18 protein-coding genes are annotated in these 16,408 nt (G+C 64.9%); 5 read left to right on the top strand and 13 right to left on the bottom strand.

Going from position 1 to position 16,408, the window contains the following annotated elements; translation table 11 throughout:
* The coding region (locus HKL97_RS10940) for a metal ABC transporter permease (protein WP_291425245.1) at window positions 1–591 on the top strand (591 nt) is incomplete at its 5' end.
* Window positions 592–705: 114 nt separating this feature from the next.
* Here the strand turns inward: HKL97_RS10940 and HKL97_RS10935 are convergent.
* From HKL97_RS10935 to HKL97_RS10910, 6 genes are all read right to left on the bottom strand, one after another.
* Window positions 706–1,446 (bottom strand): MerR family transcriptional regulator, encoded by a 741-nt coding sequence (locus tag HKL97_RS10935; RefSeq protein WP_408821042.1) that lies wholly within the window; start codon window positions 1,444–1,446, stop codon window positions 706–708.
* 11 nt (window positions 1,447–1,457) lie between these two features.
* Entirely contained in the window at window positions 1,458–1,766 is a 309-nt protein-coding gene (locus tag HKL97_RS10930; protein ID WP_291425244.1) for an integration host factor subunit alpha, read from the bottom strand.
* A gap of 54 nt (window positions 1,767–1,820) precedes the next feature.
* On the bottom strand, window positions 1,821–2,801 hold the full coding sequence (locus HKL97_RS10925) for a beta-ketoacyl-ACP synthase III (RefSeq protein ID WP_291425242.1): 981 nt from the start codon (window positions 2,799–2,801) through the stop codon (window positions 1,821–1,823).
* A complete protein-coding gene (gene plsX / locus HKL97_RS10920; protein ID WP_291425239.1) occupies window positions 2,794–3,846 on the bottom strand; it encodes a phosphate acyltransferase PlsX in 1,053 nt (350 codons plus the stop codon). Before plsX ends, HKL97_RS10925 begins: the two co-directional genes overlap by 8 nt.
* 51 nt (window positions 3,847–3,897) lie before the next feature.
* Window positions 3,898–4,101, bottom strand: coding sequence for a 50S ribosomal protein L32 (rpmF, locus tag HKL97_RS10915; protein WP_291425237.1), 204 nt, complete (start codon window positions 4,099–4,101; stop codon window positions 3,898–3,900).
* A gap of 123 nt (window positions 4,102–4,224) precedes the next feature.
* Window positions 4,225–4,746, bottom strand: coding sequence for a DUF177 domain-containing protein (locus HKL97_RS10910; RefSeq protein ID WP_291425235.1), 522 nt, complete (start codon window positions 4,744–4,746; stop codon window positions 4,225–4,227).
* A 96-nt stretch (window positions 4,747–4,842) separates the two neighbouring features.
* Between HKL97_RS10910 and HKL97_RS10905 the strand changes: the two genes are divergently transcribed.
* Window positions 4,843–5,379, top strand: coding sequence for an outer membrane protein assembly factor BamE (locus HKL97_RS10905; RefSeq protein ID WP_291425233.1), 537 nt, complete (start codon window positions 4,843–4,845; stop codon window positions 5,377–5,379).
* Between the two features lie 3 nt (window positions 5,380–5,382).
* Window positions 5,383–6,990, top strand: a complete 1,608-nt coding sequence (locus tag HKL97_RS10900; protein ID WP_291425231.1) for a PhoX family phosphatase — start codon at window positions 5,383–5,385, stop codon at window positions 6,988–6,990.
* Here HKL97_RS10900 and HKL97_RS10895 read toward each other — a convergent pair.
* From HKL97_RS10895 to HKL97_RS10885, 3 genes are read right to left on the bottom strand one after another with little or no spacing between them, the layout of a single operon-like run.
* Entirely contained in the window at window positions 6,968–7,414 is a 447-nt protein-coding gene (locus HKL97_RS10895) for a thioesterase family protein (protein WP_291425229.1), read from the bottom strand. The two genes, HKL97_RS10900 and HKL97_RS10895, sit on opposite strands and share 23 nt — an antisense overlap.
* A gap of 6 nt (window positions 7,415–7,420) precedes the next feature.
* Window positions 7,421–8,830 (bottom strand): FAD-binding oxidoreductase, encoded by a 1,410-nt coding sequence (locus tag HKL97_RS10890; protein WP_291425227.1) that lies wholly within the window; start codon window positions 8,828–8,830, stop codon window positions 7,421–7,423.
* Window positions 8,830–9,585, bottom strand: a complete 756-nt coding sequence (locus HKL97_RS10885) for an orotate phosphoribosyltransferase (protein ID WP_291425224.1) — start codon at window positions 9,583–9,585, stop codon at window positions 8,830–8,832. Before HKL97_RS10885 ends, HKL97_RS10890 begins: the two co-directional genes overlap by 1 nt.
* 138 nt (window positions 9,586–9,723) lie before the next feature.
* Here HKL97_RS10885 and HKL97_RS10880 point away from each other — a divergent pair, with 138 nt between their 5' ends.
* Window positions 9,724–10,938 carry an NADP-dependent isocitrate dehydrogenase gene (locus tag HKL97_RS10880; protein WP_284256353.1) on the top strand — a complete coding sequence of 405 codons (1,215 nt, stop codon included), beginning with the start codon at window positions 9,724–9,726 and terminating at the stop codon, window positions 10,936–10,938.
* Between the two features lie 47 nt (window positions 10,939–10,985).
* On the opposite strand, the gene thrS is transcribed toward HKL97_RS10880, so the two are convergent.
* Genes thrS through HKL97_RS10865 form a run of 3 tightly spaced genes read right to left on the bottom strand, consistent with a single transcriptional unit; the run spans window position 10,986 to window position 14,955 of the window.
* Window positions 10,986–12,908 carry a threonine--tRNA ligase gene (gene thrS / locus HKL97_RS10875; RefSeq protein ID WP_291425220.1) on the bottom strand — a complete coding sequence of 641 codons (1,923 nt, stop codon included), beginning with the start codon at window positions 12,906–12,908 and terminating at the stop codon, window positions 10,986–10,988.
* Between the two features lie 29 nt (window positions 12,909–12,937).
* Window positions 12,938–13,822, bottom strand: coding sequence for a glycosyltransferase family 9 protein (locus HKL97_RS10870; protein WP_291425218.1), 885 nt, complete (start codon window positions 13,820–13,822; stop codon window positions 12,938–12,940).
* Complete coding sequence (locus HKL97_RS10865; protein ID WP_291425216.1) at window positions 13,819–14,955, bottom strand: glycosyltransferase; 1,137 nt, start codon at window positions 14,953–14,955, stop codon at window positions 13,819–13,821. Before HKL97_RS10865 ends, HKL97_RS10870 begins: the two co-directional genes overlap by 4 nt.
* Window positions 14,956–14,998: 43 nt before the next feature.
* On the opposite strand from HKL97_RS10865, the gene HKL97_RS10860 reads away from it, so the two are divergent.
* Window positions 14,999–15,745 carry a carboxylesterase gene (locus tag HKL97_RS10860; RefSeq protein ID WP_291425214.1) on the top strand — a complete coding sequence of 249 codons (747 nt, stop codon included), beginning with the start codon at window positions 14,999–15,001 and terminating at the stop codon, window positions 15,743–15,745.
* Here the strand turns inward: HKL97_RS10860 and HKL97_RS10855 are convergent.
* Window positions 15,701–16,408, bottom strand: a 708-nt coding sequence (locus HKL97_RS10855) for an SDR family NAD(P)-dependent oxidoreductase (RefSeq protein ID WP_291425212.1), incomplete at its 5' end; no start/stop codon positions are given. The genes HKL97_RS10860 and HKL97_RS10855 overlap by 45 nt on opposite strands.

Below are 16,408 nucleotides of genomic sequence, written 5' to 3'. Positions count from 1 at the left end.
ACCGTGCTGGGCGGCGTGCTGATGGGCGCGCTGGGAGAAAGGCTGGCCGAGCGCGATATCGCCATCGGGGTGATTTTAACCATGTCGCTCGGGCTGGGGCTCTTGTTCCTGCATTTTTTCACCAGCTATGCCACGGCGGCAACGGCGCTGCTGTTTGGCGACGTGCTGGGCGTGGACCTGCCGACGATTTACGCGCTGCTCGGGCTGGCGGCGCTCTCGCTGGGGATATTGGGGATGATTGCCCGGCCGCTGCTGTTTGCCAGCCTCAACCCGGAGCTGGCGGAGGCGAAGGGCGTTTCGCTGCGCGGGCTGGGGCTCGTGTTTCTGGGCCTGGTGGGGCTGACCACCGCGGCCTGCGCGCAGATTGTGGGCGTGTTGCTGGTGTTTGCGCTGATGGTTGGCCCGGCGGCGACGGCGCAGCGGCTGAGCATGCGCGTACTGCCGGGGCTGGGATTGGCGGCAGGGATTGCGCTGGCCGAGGCATGGGCGGGGATTTCACTCAGCTATTACACGGACTGGCCGGCGAGCTTCTGGATTTCGGCGCTCAGCGGTATTGTGTATCTGTTGAGCGTGGTTTTTCGAACGCGATAAGTTGGGATTGATCCGATTTGCGGGCCAATCCGAACGCATATTGCTCTGGTTGCTCTGGTGTCTTGCTCTGGTGTCCCGATTCTAGAGCCTGATTCGTTTAAGTGTGATCAGGACCTAGCCCAGCATGCCCCGGAGTTCTTCAAGTGCTGCCAGCGCCTCGGCCAGCAAGGTGCGCAGGCGCTCATTTTCCCAATTTGCTCGTATCCAGTTTGCGCGTTCCATGCTCGCTGGTTCGGGACCAGCGGGTTCAGCGCCAACGGGATTGACGGTGGCCGGTTCCTCGACGGCAAATTCCTGGCTGATGATGTCATCATCGGCGGGGATGGCCATTGCGGCTTCAGGCAACGCCTCGGCCGGTACATCCGCCACATCAAGCTCAGCCTTAGCGGCGAAGCCTGGCACCGGCAAATGCGGGATGACCTGCGGCGCGGAGGGCGCGTTTACCGCAACCGGCACCGGAGCGGCGCCAAGCTCAACCTCGGCCGCCTGGCGTTCCTCCTGCGAGGCGGGGGGGATATTCTCATGCAGAGCGCCGCCGCCTTCACGCAGCAGGCGCTGCACACCCTTGATCGTGTAGCCCTGGGTGTAAAGCAGGTCCGCCACACGGCGGAGCAGCAGCACATCCTCGGGGCGGTAGTACCGCCGGCCACCGCCGCGCTTGAGCGGACGCACCTGGGGAAATTTGGTCTCCCAGAAACGCAGCACATGCTGCGGCACATGAAGCTCGTCGGCTACCTCGCTGATGGTACGAAAAGCATCCGCGGTTTTGCGTGGCCGAACCCGTCCGGACTCGGCGTGGGCCTCCGGCAATGCGTCTTCATCGTCGGGGTATTCTTCATCCACCATGCGAACCATCAATTATTCCGTTACTGCCCAACCGACGGGCGGGGCGGGGCATTTACCGCGTCCCGCAGCATCTGGCTGGGGCGGAAAACCAGAACACGGCGGGGTAAAATCGGAACCTCGACGCCGGTTTTCGGGTTACGGCCCACACGGCGGCCTTTCTGGCGGACAGAAAATGTGCCGAACCCGCTAATTTTAACGGATTTCCCCTCCGTGAGCGCGTCCGCCATGCGCGAGAGAGTCGCTTCGAGTAAATCGGCCGATTCGTTGCGAGACAAGCCAACGGCGGCATAGATCGCCTCGGTTAGTTGTGCGCGCGTCAATGTGTTCATTTTACAAGATTAGCACGCGCGCGCGCGCGGTCAACAATTCGTTTTATTTTTCCGTCACATACGGAGAAGCGCTGAACCCCATGTCAAGCCGCCGCCGAGGGCTTCCAGCAAAACCAGCTGCCCGGGCTTGATCCGCCCGTCGTTGATCGCCTGCGCCAGCGCCAGAGGAATACTGGCCGCGGAGGTGTTGGCGTGCTGGTCCACCGTGACCACCACCCGCTCCTGCGGCAGGCCTAGCTTGCGGCCGACGCCATCAATAATCCGGCGGTTGGCCTGATGCGGCACCAGCCAGTCGATATCCTTTGCTGTCAGATCATTGGCGGCCAAAGCTTCGTTGACAGCGGAAGCCAGAAGGGTAACCGCATGGCGGAAAACCTCGCGCCCGTTCATGACCAGATGACCTGGTTTGTCAGGCTGGCCGACCGCGCCATCAACATAGAGAATATCGGTCAGCGTGCCGTCGGAGTGCAGATGCGTGGAGAGAATGCCGGGGCCGTCCTCCGCCACGTCGCGGGCGCTGAGCAGCACGGCGCCCGCGCCATCGCCAAATAAAACGCAGGTGCCGCGGTCGGCAAAGTTGAGGATGCGGGAATAAACCTCGGAGCCGATCACCAGAATGTGATTTGCCTGGCCGGCGCGGAGCATCGCCTCGGCAATGCCAAGACCATAAATGAAGCCCGAGCAGGCGGCCGAAATATCAAACCCGAAGGCGTTTTTGGCGCCCAGCATCCCCTGCACATGCACGGCGGTGGAGGGAAAAGCCTGATCCGGCGTGGAGGTGGCGAGGATGATGGCGCCGACATTCTCCGGCACGATGCCGGCGGTGGCCAGGGCGCCGCGCGCGGCTTCTGTGCCCATGAAGGCGCAGGTCTCATGCCGGCCGGCGAAGTGGCGCTGGCGGATGCCCGTGCGCTCGGTGATCCATTCGTCGGAGGTGTCCACGCGCTCCGCCATTTCGGCGTTGGAGACGATTTTTTCCGGCAGATAGGTGCCGATGCCAGCCAGGACCGCGCGGCGGCGCAAACGCTCAGACATCGGGATTGGCTGCCTGTTCGGAGGCGAGAATGGCGCGGTCCATGGCGGCCAGCCCTTCAGCGATACGGCTGTTGAAATCGTTGCTTATCATATCCATCGCCACATCCACCGCATGTGCAAATCCTTCAGCATCCGTTCCGCCGTGGGATTTGACCACCACGCCGTTCAATCCGAGCAGCACCGCGCCGTTGTAGCGGCGGGGGTCGAGCAACTCGCGCAGGCGCCGCAACGCACCACGGGCGAGCACATAACCAGCCTTGGCGAGCGGCCCGGAGGCGAAAACCCGCTTCAGCAGGTCGCCGACCAGCTTGAAGGCGCCCTCCCCGGTTTTCAACGCGACGTTGCCAGTGAAGCCATCAGTAACGATGACGTTGACCGTGCCCGCGGTGATGTCGTGACCTTCGATGAAGCCGTGGAACTGCGCGCCGATCGGGCTTTCGCGCAGCGTGGCGGCGGCGGTGCGGAGAATGTCGTTCCCCTTGCCTTCCTCGGAGCCTACATTGAGCAGGCCGATGGTGGGCGCGGGCAGGCCCAGCACGATTTTGGCGAACATCTCGCCCATCAGGGCAAATTCGACCAGATTGCGGGAGTCGCAGACCACGTTGAGGCCAAGATCAAGCATCACGACATCGCCCCTGGCCGAGGGGGCGGTTGCCGCCATCGCCGGACGGTCAATCCCTTGCAGGGTTTTGAGGACAATTTTGGAGAGAGCGAGCAGCGCGCCGGTGTTGCCGGCGGAGATCACCCCGGCGGCCTGGTTATCGTGCACCGCGTCAATCGCGCGGCGCATCGAGGAATCGCGCATCCGCAAGGCGACCGTCGGCTTCATATCGCCTGTGACGATGGCGCCTGCGTGATGCAGCGTGCTCTGGGCCTTGAGGCGCTTGGTCTTGGCGAGCAGCGGCGCCAGCACCGCTTCATCGCCGAACAACAGAAAACGGGCCAGCGGATGCCGCACCGCGGCAATCTCGAGCCCGGCGATAATCGCCTCGGGCGCGTGATCCCCCCCCATGGCATCCACAGCCAGTATATTGCTCCGGCTCATTGCATACCCTTGGGGGAGATTCCTGTTGCCGATTTTACCGAAAGAAAGGCTTTAGACGCGAACGACGCCTTTGGCGGTCTTGCCGGAGGCAACGACTTCACGGTTATCATAATGGCCGCAATGGGCGCAGACATGGTGCGGGCGCTTGAGCTCGCCGCAGTTGCCGCATTCCGCGTGCGCTTCCGCGCGCAAAGCCTGATGGCTGCGGCGCATGCCGGCGCGCGAGGGGGAGGTTTTACGTTTAGGAACGGCCATAGCTGCTGCAACCTTAAAAAATACGGTAAAGAGGAACGAGAGGCGCGGCGTAGCAGAGGCGCCGCTGTGTCGCAAGTCATAGATGCCACGCGACGGCGGAAGGGCTGGCGGCGGGCGGGGAATTTATGCGTCAGCGCCGCCTTTGCGGGCCTTGAGCGCGGCGAAGGGGCTTTCCGGCTCGCCGCTGAATTCGGCCGGCAGGGTGGCGCCGGGCTTGCGCGGGTAAGGGTCTAGCGCCAGGGCGAGCTGTTCGGCCAGGGCTTCGCCGAGGTCCAGCAGGTCAGCCGTGTAGGGAATTTCGTCCGGGCCTTCGAGGGTTTCGGGGTCTAGCTCCACGCCCTCGGACTCGGGCAGGCTCTGCGCGGGGACGAATCGCAGCTCGCATTCCTCGTCGATGCGGGTGTCGAACGGCTCCAGCGTGACGACGCAGGTTTGCGTGACCTTGGCCTGCATGCGCAAACGCGCGGCGATAACCCCGGCGCGCTCGTGACGGAGCGCGAACGCCCCCCGCAGCAGGGCGATGCCCGGCAGGCTGAAGCGTGACGCCAGCTCACCGCGCGTGGCCTCGTCAGCCAGCAGTATATGTTCCTGCGTGGCTTCTTTAATATGTGAGGCCCTGATGGGCCGGTGAAAATTCTGTTCCATGCCCTAGATATAGGCTGACTGCATTGACACGGAAGCCCCTGCCGTGAGACCCAACCGCCTGAGATACCCTCTCCAAGCTCTTTAAGGACCTTAAGCGTGCGCCCTGCCCCGCTGTCATTGACGACCCTGCTCTGCGCGATACTGACCTTGCCGGGCTGCGCCGTGTTCACGGATGCGCCGCACTACCGCGGCATCGCCGTGACGCAGCATGACCTTAACGAGCTGACGCCGGGGATTTCCAGCCAGGCCGACGTGCAGGCGCTGCTCGGCCCGCCGACCTTCGTGGAGCAGTTCGACAATAATAACTGGGATTATGTCAGCCAGATCACGAAAATCCGCATCGGCCAGACCGAGGGCGTGAAGCACCAGCATGTCGTGGTGCTGAAGTTCAACAATAACGGTATTCTGCAGGGCATTTCGGAGAAAGACCTAAAGGATCGCGTGCATGTCGCGATGGATGGCGCGCAGACGCCGGTGCCGGGCGGCAAGCCGAGTTTCATCCGCCAGCTGATCGGCGGGGTCGGCAGCTACAACCCGCTGGGAGCCGCGGCGGACACCAGCAGCGCCAGTTCAAGCGCCAGCAGCCTGGGCGGCGCCCCGGCCGGTGGCCCAAGCAGCGGCAGCGGGTTTTAGCCCATGAAACGGCGGGATCTGCTTAACGGCCTTTCACTCGCCACACTCTCTCTCGCCAGCGCGCGGGCGCAATCCATGCTGGGCGTTACCAGCGCTTCCGCACCCGCGGCCCCCGCCGCAACGGGGAGCAGATCGCAGGCCGCCAAGCTCGACGATACGGTGGGCGAAGGGTTCAACCGCATTGTCATGATCCGCTGGGGCGATGCCGTGCTGCCAAATGCGCCGCCGTTCAACCCGGACGCGCTGAACGCGGATCAGGCCCGGGCGCAATTTCCCTATGACGGCGTGATCGCCGCGATGATCTCCCCGCCCCCGGCGCAGGATGGTATTCCCCGGCTGGTGATGGTGGTGGCCAACCCCACGGCCCCGGCGCGCATGGTCTTTCCCGGCGGGGTTGATAATCCCGCTGTGGCCGGCCGGTTGCAGGGCGCGACCATCCTGAACCTGCAATACATGTCCGGCCGCTGGATGACGGTTGATGGCGGCTATCAGTCGCGCCGCATCACGGACGGCACGCTCTGCGAAATCACCGGGCCCGTGGCGCCGGTTATCGGCAGTACCGTGCAGGGCTTGCTGGCGCCGCAGGCGGGCTGCGCCACACCCTGGGGCAATGTGCTGCTGGCCGAGGGCCATACCGCGCCCTGGCTGAAGCGCCTCGCGGGAGTGGGTTATGGCTATGACGACCCGGCGCAGGCGCCGCGCTTTGGCTGGGTGAGCGAGCTGAACGCGCTGCATCCGGGGTCGATACCGGCGAAACGCACGGCGCTGGGGCGTTTTGCGCGCGCGGGGATCGCCGCCACGGCGGCACAGGATGGCCGGGCGGTTATTTTTATGAGCCAGGATGCGCCAGGCGGGTTCTTGTTCCGCTTTATCGCCGCCGCCACCGCCACAACCGGCGGCACGGCACTGGATTCAGGCACGCTGGCAGTCGCCCAGATTACCGCCGGCGGTGTTATCTGGCTCGATCTGCCGGGTACCATCCCGGCCCTGGTTGGGGCGGTGAACGCCGCCGCGATCGCCGGAGGCTCGGCCTTTGATGCGCCAGGCGGAATCGCCATCAGCGCGGACGGAGGGACGGTCTACCTCGCCTGTGCCGGAAACCCCGCCCGCACGGCGCCCGATGCGCTCAACCCGCGCGCGGGGGACGGCAACGGGCATATTGTGGCGCTGATGCCGCCGGGCGGCGATGTGACCGCGAAAAATTTTGCCGGAAAGGTAGTTTTGGCCGCCGGCAACCCGGCCACCACGGCGGGCACGGACTATGTGGCGGGCTCCAGCGGCTGGCTGCGCAAGCCGCGCACACTGAATCTGGCCGCCACGGGTGAGCTGTGGATCGGCACCGACCAGGGCGGTGACACTAGCGAGGGCGCGGACGGGTTGTTTGTGATGCAGACCGCAGGCCCCAGCCCTTATCTGCTGACAACCGCTTATCTCGCGCCGGTTGGCGCGGCGATGGGCGGGGTTGGTTTTGACAGCAGGACGATTTTCGCGGCGGTGCGCCATCCGGGCGCCACGCCTACCGCCAGTTTTGACGCGCCGGCGACCCGCTGGCCGACGTTGCTGCCCAACATGCCGCCGCAGACCACCATTATCGGGCTGGTGCGGGTTTAGAGCCTGATGACATCAGCGCGTTCAGTGACGCGCGCAGCGTGGGGCTGAGCGCGGCGGAGCGGCTGGTTGCCGGGTCCACCTGGACCATGACAGCCTCGCAGGTGGCCACGCATTTCTCGCGTTGGAACAGGGCCTGGGTTAAGGTAACCGAGCTGTTGCCTATGGTTTTGACGGCTGAGCCGATCTCGACCGTGCCCGGCAGATGGATCTCCGCCAGATAGTCAATGGTGATCCGAGCCAGGACAAAGTTGAAGCCTGGCTCGGTGAGCATCCGTCCTGCGGCCTCGAGCAAGGCAACGCGGCCGGTTTCCAGAAAGCTGGCGAAGGCGACGTTGTTGATGTGGCCCTGGCGGTCCGTGTCGCCGTAGCGGAGCTTGTCGTAGGTCTGGGAGGGGAAATCAGCCAGCTGCGGCGGGGGGTTCATGCGGGTTTAATCCTTCGCGGGCAGCAGTTTGCCCGGATTGAAGAGGTTTTGCGGGTCCAGCGCGGCCTTGAGGGCGCGCATGAGGTCGAGGTCCACCGCTGATTTATGCGCGCGCATGCCCGCGAGGCGGAACTGGCCGATGCCGTGCTCGGCGGAGAAACTGCCGCCACGGGCCACCGCCAGGGCTTCGACATCAGTGGTGATGGCGGTTTTGCGGGCGGCGAGGCTGGCGAGGGTCTGGCCCGCCGGCGGGCGGATGTTGATGTGCAGATTGCCATCGCCCAAATGGCCGAAAATGTTCAGGCGGCAGCCCGGGTATTTTGCCGCCACCAGGGTTTCGATGGCGGCCACGGTTTCAGGGATGGCGGCCAGAGGCACCGCGATGTCATGCTTGACCGCGCCGCCCTCGCGCAATTCCCCTTCGGAGACAGCCTCGCGCATGGCGATGAACCCCTGCGCCTCGCGCGTGGACTGGGCGATGACGGCATCCTGCGTGAGCCCGGATTCCAGGGTTTCCACCAGCAGGCGCTCCAGCGTGGCGGCGGGGGTGGCGGCGGCATCCAGGGCTGAGAGTTCGAGCAAAACATAAGCGGACGCGCCAAAGGGCAGCCGCCCGCCCGGGGTGTGGGCAGCGCCGAGCTGCATTGCCGGGCCGTCGATGAACTCGCATAAGGTAAGCGCGGGCCCGCATTGATGGCGAAGCCGCGTGAACAGCTCCAGCGCCGCCGCGACATCCGCCACCCCGGCCAGGGCGCAGGCCTGGGCGCTTGGCGCGGGGTAGAGCCGCAGGGTGACCGCGGTGATGATGCCGAGCGTGCCCTCCGCGCCGATGAAAAGCTGCTTGAGGTCCAGGCCGGTGTTGTCCTTGCGCAGGGCGCTTAAGCCATTCCAGATGCGGCCATCGGCCAGCACGGCCTCCAGCCCCAGCACCTGGGCGCGGGTGGAGCCGTAGGAGAGCACCTGCATGCCGCCGGCATTGGTGGAGATGATCCCGCCGATTTGGGCCGAACCCTCCGCGCCGAAGCTGATGGGGAAAAGCTTGTTCGCGCGCGCCGCCGCCTCGCGCACCGCGTGCAGGGTTGCACCTGCCTCGGCGGTGATGGTGTCACCCACAGGGTCCAACGCGCGGATTTGGTGCAACCGGCGCAGGTTGAGGATGATCTGGTTGCCGCCAGGGGCCGGCACGCCACCCGCGACGAGGCCGGTATTGCCGCCCTGGGGGACGATGGCCACGCCGTGGGCCGCGCACAGCTTCACGATTGCCGCGACCTCGGCGGTGGATTGTGGCAGCACCACGCAGAGCGCCTGATGGTGCGAGAGCTGGCGCCAGTCCGTCTCATAGGCGGCGCGGTCAGCCGGGGCGGTGAGAACCGCGCCCTCCCCGGCAATCTCCCGCAGGGCGGCAAGCAGCGCCATCAGGCCGGTTTCGCGGCTTTGCCCATTTTATGCGCCAGAGCCTCCTCCGCCGTGCCGACGCCACCATGCGCCGCCGACCAGGCCATGGGGTTCTCCAAAAACTTGCGCACGCCGGTGAGCGCCGAGTCGGAGAAATAGGGCTGGCTCTTGGCTGCCTCCAGAACGTCCCACCAGGTGCATAGGTGATGCAGCGAAATATCCATGCTCGCCAGGGTCTCGAAGCTGCCGGGGAAGACGCCGTAGAAAAACACCACGAAGGTATGGTTGCAGATGGCCCCGGCCTCGCGCAGGGCCTTGGCGAACTGGATTTTGGAGCCGCCGTCGGTGGTTAAATCCTCCACCAGCAGGGTGTTCATGCCCTCGGGCACATCGCCCTCAATGAGGGAATTACGGCCAAAACCCTTAGGTTGCTTGCGGATGTAGGCCATGGGGGCGCTCATGCGCTCGGCGATCCACGCGGCGAAGGGGATGCCCGCGGTCTCTCCGCCGGCCACGGCCTGAATGGCTTCGTAACCGATATGGCGGCTGATTTTCTCGACCGCGAGATCGCAGATTTTGGCGCGCGCGCGGGGGAAGAAGATGATTTTGCGGCAGTCGATATAAACCGGGGATTTCCAGCCGGAGGTGAGCGTATAGGGCTCCTCCGGGCGGAAGTTCACCGCCTTGATCTCCAGCAGCAGCTTGGCCGTGGTCAGCGCCGCGTCCCTGTCCCAGTCGCTCGCCCAGTCAATTTTCGCCGCAATCCGCCCACTCATGGTTCAACTCCTCAGAATCCTGGGGTTTTCCTATCCCGAGTTGCGCAACCCGTCCATGCGGGGGCTGGACCCTTGGGCAGGCTTGTCTCCCCGGCCTGGAATGATATGGAAGTCGCCATAATATAAGGAGCGTTGCGCATGGCGAAAATCAAGGTAAAAACCCCGGTCGTGGAGATGGACGGCGATGAGATGACCCGGATCATCTGGGGCTTCATCAAGGAGAAGCTGATCCTCCCGTATCTCGACATCGACCTTAAATATTACGACCTCGGCATTGAATATCGCGACCAGACCGACGACCAGGTGACGCTGGACGCCGCCCATGCCACTAAAAAATACGGCGTGGGCGTTAAATGCGCGACCATTACGCCTGACGAGGCGCGGGTTGTTGAATTTGGCCTGAAGAAGATGTGGCGCAGCCCGAACGGGACCATCCGCAACGTGCTGGACGGAACCATCTTCCGCGAGCCGATCATCTGCAAGAACGTGCCGCGCCTGGTTCCGCACTGGTCAGAGCCGATCGTGATCGGCCGTCACGCCTATGGCGATATTTACCGCGCGGTTGAGATGAAAATCCCCGGCGCCGGCAAGGTGGAGCTGACCTACACCCCCGCCGATGGCGGCGCGCCCGTGAGCCTGGAAGTGCATGACTTCAAAGGTGCGGGCGTGACCATGGGCATGCACAATACCCTGGCCTCGATCGAGGGGTTCGCGCGCGCCAGCTTCAACTACGGGCTGATGCGCAAATACCCGGTTTATCTCTCAACCAAGAACACGATTTTGAAAGCCTATGACGGCACCTTCAAGGATGCCTTCGAGGCGATCTTCAACAACGAGTTCAAGGCGAAATACGATGCCGCCGGGCTGACCTATGAGCACCGGCTGATCGACGACATGGTCGCCTGCGCGCTGAAGTGGAGCGGCGGGTATCTGTGGGCCTGCAAGAACTACGATGGCGATGTGCAGTCCGACATCGTGGCGCAGGGCTTTGGCTCGCTCGGGCTGATGACCTCGGTGCTGCTCAGCCCCGATGGCCAGACCGTTGAGGCCGAGGCCGCGCACGGCACAGTGACGCGCCATTACCGCGACCACCAGAAGGGCAAGCAGACCTCGACCAACCCGATCGCCAGCATTTTCGCCTGGACGCGCGGGCTGATCTATCGCGGCCAGTTTGACGGCACGCCCGATGTGGTGGCCTTTGCCGAGACGCTGGAGAAGGTCTGCGTGCAGACGGTGGAAGCCGGCTTCATGACCAAGGATCTGGCGACGCTGATCTCCAAGGATGCGCCCTGGATGAACACCCAGGACTTCCTCGACAAGCTCGACAGCAACCTGAAGATCGCGATGAAATAACCCCTGCCCTGGCCACCGGTTTTTGCCGGTGGCCAGGGAGTTGTTTTTTAACGAAGGTCAGGCGGGGTTGCCTCGGCCTTGAGCAGGGCGATGGCTTCGGCCAAAGGCAAAATTTGCTGCGCGGCGCCGCCCAAGCGTCGGATGGCCACCGTGCGTTCCTCAGCCTCCTTGCGGCCCACCACCAATATGTTGGGAACATAATGCAGGGAATGGTCGCGGATTTTGGCGTTGATCTTCTGGTTGGAGACATCAGCCTCGGCGGCAAGACCGGCGGCGCGTAATGCGGCCACCACCTCCTCGGCATAGGCATCAGCATCGGAGACGATGGTGGCGACGACGGCCTGTGTCGGCGCCAGCCAGAGCGGGAAGCGGCCCGCGTAGTTTTCAATGAGGATGCCGATGAAACGCTCGAAACTGCCGATGATGGCGCGGTGGAGCATGACCGGGCGGGCGCGGGTCGATTCGGCCGTGACGTATTCCGCGTCGAGACGCTCGGGCAGCACGAAATCAACCTGGATGGTGCCGCATTGCCAGTCACGGCCGATGGCGTCGCGCAGGACGAATTCCAGTTTCGGGCCGTAGAAGGCGCCCTCGCCGGGATTAAGCTCGTAGGAGACGCCGGCGGCTTCGCAAGCGGTCTTCAACGCGGCTTCGGCGCGGTCCCACACATCGTCAGCCCCGGCGCGCTCGGCCGGACGATCGGAGAATTTGACCGCGAAGCTCTCGAAGCCGAAATCCTTATAGACGGATTCGAGCAGTTCCACGAATTTGACCGTCTCCGAGGCGATCTGGTCCTCGGTGCAGAAAATATGCGCGTCGTCCTGCGTGAAGGCGCGCACGCGCATGATGCCGTGCAGCGCGCCTGAGGGCTCGAAGCGGTGGCAGGCGCCAAATTCGGCCATGCGCAGCGGGAGCTGGCGGTAAGAGCGCAGGCCCTGCTTGAAGATCTGCACATGGCAGGGGCAGTTCATCGGCTTGAGCGCCAGGGTGGATTCTTCGTCCACCACCTCGGCAATGAACATGTGTTTGCGGTATTTGTCCCAGTGGCCTGATTTCTCCCACAGCTTGCGGTCAACCAGCTGGGGCGTGCGCACTTCCTCATAGCCCGAGGCATCGAGCCGGCGGCGGATGTAGGACTCCACCGTGCGGTAGAGTTTCCAGCCCTTCTGGTGCCAGAAGATGCTGCCCACGGCCTCTTCCTGAATGTGGAAGAGGTCCATCTCGCGGCCGATGCGGCGGTGGTCGCGGCGCTCGGCTTCCTCGAGTTGCAGCAGATAGGCGTCCAACTCCTTCTGGTCGCGCCAGGCCGTGCCGTAGATCCGGCTGAGCATGGGGTTCTTGGAATCGCCGCGCCAATAGGCGCCCGCGGTTTTCATCAGCTTGAAGGCGGTGCCGATATCGCCGGTGGTGCGCAGATGCGGGCCACGGCAAAGGTCGAACCAGCCGCCCTGGTGGTAGATGGTGATGGTCTGGTCAGCCGGCAGGTCGCGGATCAGCTCGGCTTTGAAACGCTCGCCCTTGCTCTCGAACAAAGCAATGGCGTCGTCGCGGGCGATGACTTCGCGGGTGAAGGGCGTGTTGGCGGCGATGAGTTCGCGCATTTTGGCTTCGATGGCCGGGAAGTCATCAGGGGTGAACGGCTCGTCACGGGCGAAATCGTAATAGAAGCCGTTCTCGATGGAGGGGCCGATGGTGACCTGGGTGCCGGGGAAAAGCGCCTGCACGGCGGCGGCCAGCACATGCGCGGTGTCATGGCGGATCAGCTCAAGGGCGGCATCATCCTTGCGGGTGATGAACTTCACCGAGGCATCCTCGGTGATTTCGCGGGCAATGTCCTGCTCGGCGCCGTTGACAACCATCGCCAGCGCCGCGCGGGCAAGGCCGGGGCCGATGGCGGCGGCAATATCCGTGCCCGTAACGGCACCGTCGAACTGGCGTGTGCTTCCGTCGGGCAGGGTGATGACAGGCATATGAACTCTCAGATGTTAAGGATGGCGCGTTATGGCAGGGAGGCGAGCACCTGCGCAACCGGGAGATCGCGCAGGTTTGGCGCGCGGAGAATGACGGGCCAGCCGCCATCGGGGTAGCGCGGGGCGGTGAGTGCGGGATCAGACGCGGCGGAGAACAGCACGACCGAGGGGATGCCCAGCACGGCGGCGAGGTGCATGGGCCCAGTGTCGTTGCCGATGGCAAGCGATGCGCGGGCGGTGATGGCGGCAAGCTCGAAAAAACTGGTCTGCCCCGCGAGATTGAGGCCGGGGATGGCGCGCGCGAGTTCAACCTCCGCCTTGCCACCCACGATGACGGCGGGCAGCGGCAGGGATTGCGCCAGCTGGGCGAAATTTTGCTCCGGCCAGCGCTTCTCCGGCCGGTGCGGGGCGGCGCCGGGGACCAGCAGGATGAACTGTTCCGGCAGGTTGAAGCGCGAGGTGTCAGCGCGCAGGAGCCAGGAGAAATCCGGCACCGGGAGGGCTGGAATCCCCGCGGCGCGCAACTGGCCCGCCAGGCGCTCGCGGGTGTGGGTGGTCTCGCGGTTGGGGGCGGCATCAGGGAAGGCGCAGCCCTTGGCGATGCCCGACCAGGGCGGGCGCCCGGCCAGGGTGAAATAGCGCGTGCTGCGGCCGGAGGTTTGCAGATCATACACCATGGCGAAGCCGCGCAGCTGGCGGCGCAGGCGCCACAAGGCGTGCAGATTCCAGAATTTAGGCCGGGCGTCGGTCTCGATGGTGTCAAACCACGGGCTGGCGGCCAGCAGCGGCGCGAAGGGCCTGGTGGTGAGCAGAGTGATCTGCGCGCGCGGGTGGGCGGCGCGAATGGCGGCCATGGCGGGCAGGCTGAGCAGGATGTCGCCCAGGGCTCCGTGTTTGATGACGAGGATCTTCATACCAGCAACTCCGCGTAGACATTGAGCACCGCCTGCTGCATGGCCGCGATGGAGTGGTTTTGCCGGATATGCGCGCGCGCATGGCGGCCCCAGGCGATGCGCTCACCGGCGGACATGTCCAACGCTGCATCAATGGCCTGCGCCAGGGCGGCGGCATCGCCGGGCGGGACGAGAAAGCCGGTCTCGCCGGGGAGGATCGTCTCCCGCGCGCCGCCGTGGTCCGTCGCGATGACAAGGCGGCCCATGGCCTGGGCCTCGACGATGGTGCGCCCGAAGGCTTCCGGATCAGTCGAGGCGTTAACCACGATGTCAGCCAGCATCATGGCGGCTGGCATGTCCTCGTTATGCCCCACGATACGCAGGCGCTCGGCCACGCCGAGGCTTTCAGCCAGCGTGGCGAGGCTGGCTGCGTAGGCGCCGCGCCCCTGGTCGCCGCCGGCGAGAACGGCAATGGCGTCCACATGGCGCAGGCGGGCCAGGGCGGCGATGAGGGTTTTCTGGCCTTTCCAGGAGGTAAGCCGGCCGGGAAGCATGATGAGGGGCTGGTCCATGTCCACCCGCCAGTCCCGCGCGAGGCGGGAGATGCGGTCCCCCAGGACGTTGGCGGGGTCGAACTTCACGGTATCAACGCCGCCGTGAATGACGCGGATTTTATCGCCGCCCAGGCCGTAGCGGGCGTGGATCAGCCCGGCCACGAAGGCGCTGACCGCGATCACGCGCTCGCCGCGCGCCATGACCGCATTATAACGGTGCTTGAAGGCGTTATTTTCGCTGTAGACGCCGTGATAGGTGGTGACGAACGGGGTGTGCGTGCGCCGTGTGGCCCAGTAGGCGGACCAGGCGGGCGCGCGCGAATGGGCATGCACGAGATCCACCCTGTGTTCGCGGATCAGCTTTTCCAGCCGTTTGGCGTTGCGGCGAATGGTGAAGGGCGATTTGCTGGCCAGCGGCAGGTTGATGATCCGCGCCCCCGCGCGCAGGGCCGCGTTGCTGAGCGCACCGGGTTCGGCGGCGATAAGCGCGATATGCCCGCAGGACTGCACCGCCTCGGCGATTTCGATCACGACCCGTTCGGCGCCGCCGGTATCGAGCTTGGGCAGCACCTGGAGAATCGTTATGGGTCGATCAATCATGGCGGGGGCGCTATCACGGATTGCAGCTTAAGGGGAGATTACAGTGGCGGTAACATTCCGGGTGCCTGATATGGCGCTGGCGTATGAGTTTCTGGAGGGTGCGGGGCCGGTGGTGGTGTTCTGCCCCGGGTTTGCCTCCGACATGGGCGGGACCAAGGCGATGGCGCTATGGGAGATGTGCCGCGCGCGCGGGCAGGCGATGCTGCGGTTTGATTATGGGGGGCATGGGCAGTCAGCCGGGGCGTTTGAGGATGGCTGCATCGGTGACTGGGCGGCGGATGCGGCGCATGTGGTGGAAATGGCCACAATGGGGCGGGAACTGCTGTTGGTGGGGTCCTCGATGGGCGGATGGATCGCGCTGCTGCTGGCGCGCGCGCTGGCGCAGGTGCGGGCGCTGGTGCTGGTGGCCCCTGCCCCGGATTTTACCGAATTGCTGATGAAGCCGCAGTTGGGCGAGGCCGAATGGGCGGAGCTGCGCGCCAAAGGGGTGATCTACCAGCCCAGCGAATACGGCGCGCCAACGCCGCTGACGCTGAAACTGCTGGAGGATGGCGCGCGCAACCTGGTGCTGGAGGCGCCGATCGGCTTCAACGGCCCGGTGCGGGTGCTGCATGGCATGCGCGATGCCGATGTACCCTGGCGGCACTGCCTGCTGCTGGCGGAGCGGCTGGCGAGCGAGGATGTGAGGCTGGTGTTCGTGAAGGATGGAGACCACCGGCTGTCACGCGCGGCTGATCTGGCGTTGTTATGCGCGAGCGTTGGCGCGTTCCTCGGCGAGGATGGCGGCTAACCCTTCCCGGTAGGTCGAGTAGAGCCATTCAAGCTGTAAGGCCGCTTTGGTTTTTTTGTTGGAAACGCGGCGGTTCTCGGCCCAGAAGCTCAGGCCCATGGGGGTCATCCTTGGCGCGGCTTGCTCATAGGGGATTGGTTCCGGGGGCGGGACGCCGAGCAGGCGGGCGGCTTCCACCACGACATCGGCACTGGCGGCGGGTTCGTCGTCGGAGAAATTGAAGATGTTGACGCCGGGTTTGGCCGGGCGCCGCATGGCCTTGAGCACGCCCGAAGCGATGTCGTCGCGGTGGATGCGCCCAAACAGATGTCCGGGTTTGACGACGCGCCGGGCGCTGCCTTCGCGCAGATCATCGAGCATCGAGCGGCCGGGGCCGTAGATGCCGGCGAGGCGGAAGATATCAACGGTTTTGGCGTGGCCTGAATCGGGCCTTGCTAATTTGGACCAGGCAGCCTCGGCGGCGGTGCGGCGCTGCGCGCGCGGCGATTGCGGGTTGGGGGGGGTGTCTTCATCCACCCAGGCGCCGCCTGCATCGCCATAAACCCCGGTGGTGGAGAGATAGCCGATATAGCGCAGGTTTTGCGCGGCGCTGATTTGCGCGGCGTAGCGGGCGAGCGCCGGATCACCATTTTCAGCAGGGGCGGCGGTGGCGATGATATGGGT

It is taken from the genome of Acidocella sp. (genome assembly GCF_013044125.1).
In the GTDB taxonomy this organism is placed as follows: domain Bacteria; phylum Pseudomonadota; class Alphaproteobacteria; order Acetobacterales; family Acetobacteraceae; genus Acidocella.
This window is presented reverse-complemented; position numbering and strand designations above follow the sequence as displayed.

What these genes read in the sequence shown, in the direction of transcription:
- HKL97_RS10935 (WP_408821042.1), bottom strand. Translation starts at nt 1,446, where the DNA reads ATGGTTCGCATGGTGGATGAAGAATACCCCGACGATGAAGACGCATTG.
- HKL97_RS10930 (WP_291425244.1), bottom strand. Translation starts at nt 1,766, where the DNA reads ATGAACACATTGACGCGCGCACAACTAACCGAGGCGATCTATGCCGCC.
- HKL97_RS10925 (WP_291425242.1), bottom strand. Translation starts at nt 2,801, where the DNA reads ATGTCTGAGCGTTTGCGCCGCCGCGCGGTCCTGGCTGGCATCGGCACC.
- plsX (WP_291425239.1), bottom strand. Translation starts at nt 3,846, where the DNA reads ATGAGCCGGAGCAATATACTGGCTGTGGATGCCATGGGGGGGGATCAC.
- rpmF (WP_291425237.1), bottom strand. Translation starts at nt 4,101, where the DNA reads ATGGCCGTTCCTAAACGTAAAACCTCCCCCTCGCGCGCCGGCATGCGC.
- HKL97_RS10910 (WP_291425235.1), bottom strand. Translation starts at nt 4,746, where the DNA reads ATGGAACAGAATTTTCACCGGCCCATCAGGGCCTCACATATTAAAGAA.
- HKL97_RS10900 (WP_291425231.1), top strand. Translation starts at nt 5,383, where the DNA reads ATGAAACGGCGGGATCTGCTTAACGGCCTTTCACTCGCCACACTCTCT.
- HKL97_RS10895 (WP_291425229.1), bottom strand. Translation starts at nt 7,414, where the DNA reads ATGAACCCCCCGCCGCAGCTGGCTGATTTCCCCTCCCAGACCTACGAC.
- HKL97_RS10890 (WP_291425227.1), bottom strand. Translation starts at nt 8,830, where the DNA reads ATGGCGCTGCTTGCCGCCCTGCGGGAGATTGCCGGGGAGGGCGCGGTT.
- HKL97_RS10885 (WP_291425224.1), bottom strand. Translation starts at nt 9,585, where the DNA reads ATGAGTGGGCGGATTGCGGCGAAAATTGACTGGGCGAGCGACTGGGAC.
- HKL97_RS10880 (WP_284256353.1), top strand. Translation starts at nt 9,724, where the DNA reads ATGGCGAAAATCAAGGTAAAAACCCCGGTCGTGGAGATGGACGGCGAT.
- thrS (WP_291425220.1), bottom strand. Translation starts at nt 12,908, where the DNA reads ATGCCTGTCATCACCCTGCCCGACGGAAGCACACGCCAGTTCGACGGT.
- HKL97_RS10870 (WP_291425218.1), bottom strand. Translation starts at nt 13,822, where the DNA reads ATGAAGATCCTCGTCATCAAACACGGAGCCCTGGGCGACATCCTGCTC.
- HKL97_RS10865 (WP_291425216.1), bottom strand. Translation starts at nt 14,955, where the DNA reads ATGATTGATCGACCCATAACGATTCTCCAGGTGCTGCCCAAGCTCGAT.